8 protein-coding genes are annotated in these 9663 nt (G+C 51.8%); 4 read left to right on the top strand and 4 right to left on the bottom strand.

The features are described from left to right. Nucleotides 1–1326: ABC transporter substrate-binding protein (locus ACLUYS_RS07855; RefSeq protein ID WP_412659546.1), on the bottom strand; the 1326-nt coding region annotated here is incomplete at its 3' end. Between the two features lie 357 nt (nt 1327–1683). Between ACLUYS_RS07855 and ACLUYS_RS07860 the strand changes: the two genes are divergently transcribed. Beyond that, nucleotides 1684–3192, top strand: a complete 1509-nt coding sequence (locus ACLUYS_RS07860; protein ID WP_230266898.1) for a carboxypeptidase M32 — start codon at nt 1684–1686, stop codon at nt 3190–3192. Between the two features lie 349 nt (nt 3193–3541). Next, nucleotides 3542–4987 (top strand): MFS transporter, encoded by a 1446-nt coding sequence (locus ACLUYS_RS07865; protein WP_230266899.1) that lies wholly within the window; start codon nt 3542–3544, stop codon nt 4985–4987. Between the two features lie 216 nt (nt 4988–5203). Here the strand turns inward: ACLUYS_RS07865 and ACLUYS_RS07870 are convergent, their stop codons facing one another. Together ACLUYS_RS07870 and pyrE are read right to left on the bottom strand one after the other, a co-directional pair. Continuing rightward, entirely contained in the window at nt 5204–5815 is a 612-nt protein-coding gene (locus tag ACLUYS_RS07870) for an AAA family ATPase (RefSeq protein WP_230266900.1), read from the bottom strand. A 306-nt stretch (nt 5816–6121) separates the two neighbouring features. Then, nucleotides 6122–6802 carry an orotate phosphoribosyltransferase gene (gene pyrE / locus ACLUYS_RS07875; RefSeq protein ID WP_230266901.1) on the bottom strand — a complete coding sequence of 227 codons (681 nt, stop codon included), beginning with the start codon at nt 6800–6802 and terminating at the stop codon, nt 6122–6124. Nucleotides 6803–7784: 982 nt separating this feature from the next. On the opposite strand from pyrE, the gene ACLUYS_RS07880 reads away from it, so the two are divergent. Together ACLUYS_RS07880 and ACLUYS_RS07885 are read left to right on the top strand one after the other, a co-directional pair. Further along, nucleotides 7785–8045, top strand: a complete 261-nt coding sequence (locus ACLUYS_RS07880; protein WP_230266902.1) for an FRAT-87 protein — start codon at nt 7785–7787, stop codon at nt 8043–8045. A gap of 236 nt (nt 8046–8281) precedes the next feature. Beyond that, a complete protein-coding gene (locus tag ACLUYS_RS07885) occupies nt 8282–8542 on the top strand; it encodes an FRAT-87 protein (RefSeq protein WP_230266903.1) in 261 nt (86 codons plus the stop codon). A gap of 251 nt (nt 8543–8793) precedes the next feature. Here the strand turns inward: ACLUYS_RS07885 and ACLUYS_RS07890 are convergent. Beyond that, a partial coding sequence (locus tag ACLUYS_RS07890; RefSeq protein WP_412659547.1) for a PTS fructose transporter subunit IIC occupies nt 8794–9663 on the bottom strand: 870 nt, incomplete at its 5' end.

Genomic DNA, 9663 nt, shown 5'->3' on the forward strand with positions numbered 1-9663 from the left:
CCAGGACACTTCCAGCATCGGAAGCAGAGTTTTTAAAACGGAGTTGTTCTTGCTGGCGAGGAAACGGACTTCCAGACGCCTGCCGTCCTTTTCCCGGATGCCGTCGTCGCCCATTTTCCATCCAGCCGCGTCAAGAATCGCACTGACCTTGTCGGGATCATAGCTGTAGTCGATCAGGCCGTCGATTTCCTTATCTCCCGTTGTCACCGCGCCCAGACCGTGGGCAATCGGTGACCAGAACGTTTTCGGCACATAGCCGACGTTTACATTTTCCAGATCCGCATCCATGGAAATACTTGGCCACGCGTAGTACTTTTCGACAAATTTTTCCTGATCCGTCGCATAGGCCAGCGCCTGCCGGACCGCCGGATCGGCGCATACGCCTTCCTGACAGTTAAAGCCGATATAGCCCTGGGCTGCGCGCAAATAGTGGCTCGTTTCCACATTATCGAGGGCCGAAGCCTGCGCGATGATGTCCGGATTGGCGGTTGCCGGAATCAGATCGATCGTTCCGTCCTGAAGCGACTGCACTTCCGTACCCGCTTCAATCGTCAGCATCGCCACAGATTCGATCGGATACTGGCCATCCCCGTTCCAGTCCGGATTTTTCTTCAGCACAGCGCCCCACGAAGGATCGTACTGATCGATCACATACGGACCGGTTCCAATCGCCTGCTCCGGCTCGAGGTTTTTATAAGCGTCCAGATTGCCGCGGGAATACGGAAACTGACCTTCCGGCACGATGAACACCGTGCCGATCGAAGCGACCGCGTCACTATCCGGCTGGGCGCACGTAAAGGTAACGGTCAGACCGTCGTGCGAAACCTGAATGCCAGAAATGTCTCTGGCCGATCCGTCCTGGCACGCTTCAAAGCCTTCAATGAAATCGTACGTGCCGTCCTTGATGCCGCCCACGTATTCCGGATCCGCCATGAGCGTAAAGGAATACTTGATGTCATCGCCGTCCAGTTCCGATCCATCTGAAAAGCGAAGTCCTTCCTTGAGATGGAAGCGGATCGTTTTTCCGTCCTTGGATACTTCCGGCGCTTCGCTGGCCAGAACCGGCACCAGCGATCCGTCCGCGTCGTACGCCAGCATGGACTGATACACCATGTTGACAACCCACTGGTCATACATCGACGCGGCATACATCGGACAGAACGTTCCCGTCAGTTTCTGGGTAATGCCGACTTTGAGAACGTCATCGCCAAGCGTCCCTGGACCGGTCGACGCGGAATCCGTCGACGATTTGGGTTTGGAACAGCCGGTCAGCGAAACCAGCAGCGCCGCGCAGAGCGCAGTAAGAATGAAACGGCGTACTTTCATAAAAACCTCCTGAGGCGGCTGCCAAACACCGCCCGACCGATCTAGAACTTACGGTCTGTCTTAATCTATATGTCCAATATGTGTTCTATATGCAGATTCAGGAACAGGGAAATCCCGGGAAATCGCAGGCGTTCAATAACTCCTTCATCGCTATTCCCTGCATGCATCAGCAAAATGGAAAGGCAGTGCCTTCCTGTCCAATGTACAGAGTACAGACGGGCACGGGCCGGATTCCCTGTAAAATAGAAACGCAAAGCCAAATAAAAACAAACTGAAAATACGAAAAAACAGAAAACAAAGAAGGCCCTTGCTGCCCAAACGGCAGCATACGGCCAAATTGAAAGGAATCCCATCTGTATGAAACTCAATTTTTCTCCGCGCTACCAGCAGCTTCTTGATACGCTGGGCGCCTATACGCTGGCCTGCTCGACAGTCTATGTCGATCAGTATACCGTTGCCCCGAAAAAGGGGGCTTCCCGGACCAATGAGGCGCTGACGATTTTGTCGCAGTTCGCCTTTAATCTCGAAAACAATCCCGGAACGATCGCCTGGCTCGAAGAAGAATATGCCGCCATGGCAGACGGATCGCTCGAACAGAAAGAAGTCGGGCTGCGCCTGAAAAAGCTTCAGGACACCCGGGAGATTCCTTCCCCGCTTTACAGAAAATGGCAGGAAAGCGCGGCCGAAAGCGAGACGATCTGGCACGAAGCCAAAGTCCAGTCCGATTATGAACGCTTTCGCCCCGCGCTCGAAAAAGTCATTTCGTATACGCTGCAGGCGGCGTCGTATTCGCCGCGCTTTGATCCGGCCCATCCTTATGATTATCTGCTCAGTCTTTACGAACCGGGCATGAATCAGGAAAAATATGATGCTTTTTTTGAAGCGATCCTCGAAGATCTCGGTCCGCTCGTCAAAAAAGCGGCTGCGGCCCGGCCAAAAGATCTTTCTCTTCTGCACGCGCCGGTGAGCGACGCGCAGCAGGAAAAACTGGCCAGTGAAGTTCTCGATTTTCTGAAAGCCGATCGGGACCGGCTGGCGATCAGCACGACCGAGCACCCGTTTACCGATTTTCTGTCCCACGACGATGTCCGAATCACCACGCACTATGAACCGGATCAGTTTGTCAGTTCCATTCTTTCGACCGTCCACGAATACGGGCACGCGCTGTATCATCTGCAGACGGAAGCGGCTTTTGACAAGACGATGCTCGTGGAAGGCGTCGGCTGCGCTGCCCACGAATCCCAGTCCCGTCTGCTGGAAAATCACATCGGCCGCTCCAGAGCGTTCTGGAGCGTGCTTCTTCCCGCTTTGCGAAAAGAAATTCCAGCCCTCGAAACGGTCGATGCCGATACGCTGTTTACACTGGTCAACACGTGCCGTCCTTCGCTGATTCGAACCGACGCGGATGAGCTCACCTATCCCTTCCATATTCTCATACGCTATGAAATTGAAAAGAAAATGGCCGCAGGCACCCTCGATTATGCGACGCTTCCGCAGCTCTGGAACGATCTTTACGAAACGTATCTCGGCGCACGACCCGAAAACGACCGTGAAGGCGTCCTGCAGGATGTGCACTGGTCTTCCGGCGATCTCGGCTATTTCCCCAGCTACGCGCTTGGCTCTGCCTACGCGGCCCAGATTTATGAAGCCATGGAGCGGGACATCGATCCAGAGCAGCTCATTCTGGAAAACCGCTTTGAAGACATCGCGGCCTGGCTGGAAAAGAACGTCCATCGCTATGGCGCCTCGAAAACCATGCTGGAAATTGTCGAAGAAGTCAGCGGCAAACCGTTTGATCCGCACATTTATACCGGCATGCTTAAGAAAAAATACGCGCCTCTGCTGGAAGATCAGGCAGAAGACTGAGGTCGAACTGAGGCCGGATGACGCTTGCTCTTCGGGATTGAGGGCGGGATCGAACAGGCTGGCGCAAAAAGCCGGCTATGGAGGATCCGTCGTCTGTACAGAAGACCCAGCACTGGCGGTTTCTGTCGCCGTCTTTTGCAAAATGTCCGCATTTCCAATCCTATCTTTTGAGTAATGTGTCCATATCTCTGTACTTTTCATTTTCAGCGTCATTTTTTATTCCGCCGCATTGCGGCGGAATTTCTTTTGAGTATGTGAAACTAACAGTAAGCATTTTATTGATAAGATGGTCATGAAAAAAGAGAAAGAAGAAAGGAGGACAAACAGAAAAGGAATGATGGAGTAATTTATGTCTGATACCACAACTCAAAACGGCTTAACCCCTCTCCAGCGCAACCTCGCATATCTTGGCTGTCTGATGTTAGCCTTGTCCATGGCGGCCTTTGGCCTCTCCCTCGCCAATATTCAGGGACCGGTTCTTGCAAGTCTCAACGGCATGGACTCTTTTTCACTCGTTACCGCGCTGACTTCCGCTTCGCTCTGCCTGATGACTCTGATCGGCGGATCGCTGATGGACAGCATCGGTGCTAAGAAACTTGTTCTCTGGTTTGGTCTGATCAACTGCATTTGCGGCATTGGTCTCGCCTTTGCCTCTTCGCTTTCCATGTATCTGATTTTGCGTGTCGTTCTTTCGGCATGCCAGGGCGCGTTCTCGGCTGTTCCGTTTATCGCCGTCCGTCAGATTTTCCCGGTTAAAGAAGTCCCGAAATACGTAGGTTTCCTTTCCGGCGCACTGGCCATCGGAAGCTTTATCGGTTCCTGGGGCGCAGGCTGGCTTATGGACCACGGCATGACCGGTATGGCTTCGGCTTTCCCGACAATTTTCCTGGCTATCGGTATTTATCTGATTTATCGCTATCTGCCAAACGGCGCAACCCATAAAGGCGTTCATCTGGACTGGATCGGCGCACTGCTTCTGGGCATCTGCCTGTTTGCCCTTGTCTTCTGGCTTAACTACGGTGCCATTCTCGGCTGGGGCTCTGCCTTCGTCCTCACCTGCGCAGCCATTACGATTATCAGCTTCATTCTGCTGCTGATCGCGGAAAAGAAAATCAGTTCTCCGCTGATTCCTCTGAATCTTTTCAAGAACAAGACGTTCGTTATCGTTCTGCTGATCACCGGTCTCTGCGTTGTTTACCTGACGGCCATTAACGCCTACGTTCCGCAGGCTATGCAGCAGCTGATGGGCCAGCCGGCTTCCATCAGCGGTACCGTTCAGATTCCGCGTACGATTCTTTCCATTCTCGTTCCTGGCGCTGCCGGTGTATGGATCGCCAAGAAGCTTTCGAACTTCTGGAAAGCCTTTGCTTACTGCGCTATTCTGGTCATCATCCCGACTGGACTGCTCGTCTTCATCGGTCCGAACATGCCGGTATGGTTCGTATTCGTCATGCTCGCACTGACCGGAATCGCCGATTCCTTCCGTACCGTATCGTCCATCCCTGCAGCGCAGATGCTGCTTAAACCGCAGGATCTTGGCATCGGTACTTCCCTGGTTGGATTTATCATTTCCCTCAGCGGCGTTATCGCTTCCGCTCTGTTCTCCATTGCCTACAACGCACTGACCCAGGCTACACCGGGCAACGTCGGCATGACACAGGGTATCGATACCGTTCTGCTGATCTCCTGCGCAGCAGCCGTCATCGCTCTGCTTCTGGCCATCTTCGTCTTCCGTCCAATGTTCCCGAAAGCCGTTGCTGCCATGCATAAAGACGACGACGCTTCCGCAAAATAACCGCTTTAAACTTTTCAGATCCCGATACGATCTGCAGGCTGTCCTTTCGGGGGCAGCCTTTTTTCCTGGAGCAGTCGATCGGATCCGCGTCGGGAATACGCAAAAAGCAGAAGCTCTCCGAACGGATCGGATGCAGCTTCTGCTTTTTTTGCTGAAATTCAGAAATAGGGATTTAGGGATACCTGAGCGGGTTTGCGTTCGCGGTTGCCGGATCAGCTAGTCTTCGTTGGTATGACGAACCGCGCCCGTGCAGTCTTTGGCGAGAGCGACGATCGTATCCGCGCAGCTTTCGATCGGCAGGCGGCTTGTATCGAGGCAGACGTCATAGTAGAACGCCTTGCCCCATTTGCGGCCGGTGAAGTACTGATAGTGCGCCTTGCGGCGTTTATCCTTATCGCGCAGACGCTTGTCGATGCTTTCGTCGCGCTCGCCGTATTCGGTCAGAATTCTCTTCTTGCGGCTTTCTTCATCCGCCCAGATGAAGCAGCTCAGTACGCCGGGTTCATTGCGCAGCAGGAAGTCGGCGCAGCGGCCGACGATGACACAGTGTCCCTTTTTGGCCAGATCCAGGATGACTTTGGTCTGCGCTTCAAACAGCTGTTCGTTGAGGTTGAAGCTGAAGCTGCTGCTGGCGAGCATGGTCATGAAGCGGTCCTGCTCTTCGCCGTTCTGTTCGATGAACTCTTTAGCGAATCCGCTTTGCGCGGCGATCTTTTCGACCAGGTTCCAGTCGTAGAAGTCATAGCCGAGTTTTGCGGCGACCAGTCTGCCGATAGTACGGCCGCCCGATCCGAATTCTCGGGTAATGGTAATGATGTTTGCAGTCATACGTACCTCTTTCCAGATCCCGTTGGATCCTGATGTGTGTTTTGCAGACCGAAAAGCCATTATATTGCCAATGAATGCCGGGTCCGCTCCGATTTTGAAAGCTGCCGTCGCCAGGGTCTGGCTTTCAATTTCTTTGCGGAGGCCCCTCTGTACTCCGTTTTGGTCTGCTTTATTCCTAAATAAATTATAGCCGCTTAAAGACGCATAAAGACCACCAGTTCCCACAAAAGCGCAAAACAAAAACCGGAGCCTTTCAAAAAAGATCCGGTTTGCGTTGTATAGAGAGATATCGATTACCGAACGGAATTAAAAATCGAACGTGCGATCCGACGCGCCGTACTGTGCATAATAGTCGCGAATTCTCGAAATCATCTCGTCATCGAGCGTTTTGTTTTCTTTCAGGCAGGAAACGATTTCCGGCATCGATACGATCGCCGCGGTTTCAAAGCCGTATTTCTTTGCGACTTCGCCAAGCGCGGACGTATCGGACTGGCCTTTTTCAGCGCGATCGAGCGAAACCATCAGGCCCTTGATTTCCACGTTTGCTGCGCCTTTGACTTTTGGCACCGTCTCATCCATGGATTTGCCGGAGGTGGTCACGTCTTCGATCATGATGACGCGGTCGCCGTCTTTGAGTTTTGTGCCCAGGAAGCTTCCTTTATCCGCGCCATGATCTTTTTCTTCCTTACGGTCGGAACAGTAGCGGATTTCCTTGCCGAAGAGGTCGTAATACGCTTCCGCGGTAACGACGGCCAGCGGAATTCCCTTGTAGGCCGGGCCGAAGAGCACATCAAAGTCATCGCCGTAACGATCATGAATGGCTTTCGCATAAAACTCGCCGAGCTTGCGCAGCTGACGACCGTTTTCATAGCCGCCGGCGTTCATGAAAAAGGGCGAGATCCGTCCGGACTTGAGCGTGAAGGTACCAAATTTCAGCACGCCGCTATCCAGCATGAAATCAATGAATTCCTGTTTGTAGTCTTCCATTTTCTTTTCTCCTTAACTGGCTTCGAATTAACGCATGGACCGCCGCAGATGCCTTCGCCTGAAAGGGCAAGGCGCTTTTTATATGGATTTTATATGGATATGGATCCAGAAAAGACTTTGGATCCGGGAATGCGGGCGATCTTTTTTCCTGTTCAATCTTATCAGATCCGCCGCCAAAACCGGCAGCGGTTTAGAGGAGTCCGGCTTTTGACTCCAAATTCCTTTTTAAATGATCGGACCGCTCAGACGGATCGGACAAAAAGAAAAAGGACTTTGCCTTATGGCAGACACATAGAGTCTGGCCGCAAAGGGGCAAAGTCCTCTTTTCGTTTGAAATGTCGTTTTACGTCCTCATCTGATCTTGCGCTGTTCGCTCAGGACGCAGGCGCGAAGCCGCTTTACTGTTCGTCGGATTCTGTGCCTTCAAATTCTTCTCGAATGCCTAGAACGACTCCAGCCAGAGCGGCGATCACCATCATGGCGCTGATCAGAACCACAATCCACTTTGTATTTTGCATAGGGGGGGGGCACTCCTTCCTGCTCAATGCCTTGAGCCGATATTCGCGAAAGTCTTTTCCGCTTTTTCTTTTCTATATTGTACCCTCTGCACCGCTTGCCAGGGAGCGGACAATGACCGGACCTTGCTGGTCATTTTGCTTGTCTGGATGCATTCACCGCTGGCTTCCGGCTATCATTCGCCTCGGAACACTGTCTTGCTTCTTTGCCCGTACGCATTTCCTGGTTATTAATATGATCTTTATTTCAATTTCGTGAAATGTCTATTTTTTTTACTCCGGTTAAGTTTTTTTATTTGTTTTCTGACTTAGGTAAAGCTATAAAACAAATCATTATAGTCGATATAAATCAAGCGAATAAGGCTTTTTTGTTCATGTATCGTTCCGAAAAATATTTGGGCATACAAAAAGGAATGATACGTGTCAGCTAGTATTATGAATGCGTAAAGAAAAGGAGATGTTTCTCAATGACTAAAGAAGAATTCAAGAAAGTCCTTGATGCAGCTCTGGGTACAGATGCATACAGTGCAGAAGTAATCGCCGACCTGGTTGAACACTTCGACGCAACTGGCAAATATGCACAGACTGCCAAAGACCGTCTGGACGAGAGATATGGCTCCCTTCTCGGCTGGATTCAGAAACATGCAGCAGAAGGCGAATACGCAAAAGCTGCTGATGAAGCCGAAAAGATTGCGATCGTTCTCAAAGCCCTTGCCGCAATTAAGTAAATCCCAATCGCAAGGCATGCCGGATCCGGACAGGGATCCCGGCAGACGATGGACGCTCAGTCTCATCGCTTAATTGATTCACTATTCTAAATTATCCATTCATCGGAACGAATCTTCGGATTCTCCGGTTTGGAATATGCAGAACCCCGCTGGAGTAAATCCGAAGAAATCGTCCGACGAATTCTTAAGATAATCCATCGGTCAGTATGATTAAACACTTAAGGAGGTCATCTATCATGACAAAAGAAGAATTCACCAAAACCCTGGAAGCTGCAATCGGCGGCACTGAATACGGCGACGAAGTAATCGCTGACCTCACTGCTCACTTCGACGAAACTGGCAAGTACGCTCAGACTGCTAAAGATCGTCTGGACGAAAGACTCGGCTCCCTGGAAGGCTGGGAAAAGAAACACAAAGCTGAAGGCAACGACGCAGCTGCAGCTGTAGAAGCTGAAAAGATCGCTCTCGTTAAAAAAGCCCTCGCTGCTATCGCCTAACCAGCTATAGTCCCGCACGTCCCGTCACGGTGACGTCCCTCAACAAACACTCTTAATCCCACACATAAACGCCGGCTGTGCTTCGCCACAGCCGGCGTTTTCTGTTCTTTTCTCGCTCCCGTCTTTTTGAGAGATCGTTTCCTGCGATCGATCGCGTAAAAGGGGCGGTGTCAAACAGGTCATTTTTTTGCCAGCCTGTTCGCACCGCCTCTTTTTCAGGTGTCTTTTTATCCGGTTTACAAACTCGGATTTCAGGCCGCTGCTTTTACAGGCTTGCGGGTGAAACCAAGAATCAGAGCTGCAGCAGCTACGCCTGCTGCAAGAGCGACCAGATACATCAGCGGATTGCCGATGGTCAGGACAACAAAGATACCGCCATGAGGTGCCATCAGCGTGCATCCGAACAGTTCAGAAAGCGCGCCGGCAAGAGCGGAACCAATCGCACACGCGGGAAGCACGTGAAGCGGGTCGCTCGCCGCAAATGGAATTGCACCTTCTGTAATGAACGACAGTCCCATGACCACATTCGTCGGCGCTGTTTTCCGCTCATCTTCTGTGAACTTGTTTTTAAACAGCCATGAGGCAAGAGCTATGGCGATGGGAGGAACCATGCCGCCGATCATAACCGAAGCCATTACGGCATAATTTCCAGCCGCAAGAGAAGCCGTGCCGAATACATACGCCGCTTTGTTGAACGGGCCGCCCATATCGATGGCCATCATTCCGGCAAGCAGAGCACCAAGAACCACCCCTGAAACGCCGTTCAGCGATTCGAGCCAGAGATTCAGCTGTGTATTGAGCCAGCCGACTGGCGGTTCAACCAGGAACATCATAATTGCACCGGTGATCAGAACACCGAAGAACGGATAGATCAGCATCGGCTTAATGCCTTCCAGGGAATCCGGGAGTTTGGTACAAATCTTTTTCAGACCGTTAATTACATAGCCGGCCACGAATCCAATCAGCAGCGCGCCAAGGAATCCGGATTTTCCATTTGCGGCAATGGCGCCGCCGACAAATCCGACCATCAGCCCCGGGCGATCCGCAATCGACATGGCGATGTATCCGGAAAGAACCGGGAGCATGAAGCCAAACGCAATATCGCCCACACACTTGAAGAA

Origin of the sequence: Allobaculum sp. (genome assembly GCF_047010065.1) — a bacterium.
Lineage (GTDB): Bacteria > Bacillota_I > Bacilli_A > Erysipelotrichales > Erysipelotrichaceae > Allobaculum > Allobaculum fili.

Coding starts and splice junctions, on each gene's coding strand:
- pyrE (WP_230266901.1), bottom strand. CDS start 6,802: ATGGAAGACTACAAACAGGAATTCATTGATTTCATGCTGGATAGCGGC.
- ACLUYS_RS07885 (WP_230266903.1), top strand. CDS start 8,282: ATGACAAAAGAAGAATTCACCAAAACCCTGGAAGCTGCAATCGGCGGC.
- ACLUYS_RS07865 (WP_230266899.1), top strand. CDS start 3,542: ATGTCTGATACCACAACTCAAAACGGCTTAACCCCTCTCCAGCGCAAC.
- ACLUYS_RS07880 (WP_230266902.1), top strand. CDS start 7,785: ATGACTAAAGAAGAATTCAAGAAAGTCCTTGATGCAGCTCTGGGTACA.
- ACLUYS_RS07870 (WP_230266900.1), bottom strand. CDS start 5,815: ATGACTGCAAACATCATTACCATTACCCGAGAATTCGGATCGGGCGGC.
- ACLUYS_RS07860 (WP_230266898.1), top strand. CDS start 1,684: ATGAAACTCAATTTTTCTCCGCGCTACCAGCAGCTTCTTGATACGCTG.